1 protein-coding gene is annotated in these 536 nt (G+C 59.0%); it reads right to left on the bottom strand.

Translation table 11 applies throughout. The features are described 5' to 3' along the window. The coding region (locus NKI63_RS30685; protein ID WP_352824135.1) for a LysR substrate-binding domain-containing protein at positions 1-536 on the bottom strand (536 nt) is incomplete at both ends.

Raw genomic sequence — 536 nt, 5'->3', positions numbered from 1 at the left:
ACCAGGTCCTCGAATGCGATGGATGTGCTTTCCAGGACCACACCTGCACCGTCCTTCGCCAGTTGAACCGACATTGACGAACGGTCGAAACGATAGGGATACGTCATGCGGGCGCCCTGGATACCGTTGCACGGCAGCCAATAATCCCACCGGAAATAGGCCTTCACACTGTCGATCAACCGCGCATGGCGAAGCTGCTCGCGCGGATCCGGTGAGATCGCGCGCAGTTCGGCAAGATAGGAAGGCGAGCACATCGGCAGGATCAGATCGTTGACGACGCAATCCGAATAAAGGCCGGCCCAGCCGCCGTCGCCATAACGAAGATCGAGATCGATGACCTCCGTTTCGAAATCCGAGAAATTGGGCGTGGCGTCGACGCGCAAATTCCAGCTCGGATAGCCCTTGCTGAACTCGGCCAACCGCGGCGCCAGCCATTTCTCGCCGAAGGAAGGACTGACGCGCAGGCTAAGCTGGAAGCTTTCGCGCTGCCGCACAATGGCATTACGCACCTCGCGTATGGATTCGAAAGCCTGGGT

Origin of the sequence: Mesorhizobium sp. M0410, assembly GCF_040321435.1 — a bacterium.
Classification (GTDB): domain Bacteria; phylum Pseudomonadota; class Alphaproteobacteria; order Rhizobiales; family Rhizobiaceae; genus Mesorhizobium.
Note: the sequence above shows the minus strand (reverse complement) of the source record. Positions and strands in the feature narration are given on the sequence as shown.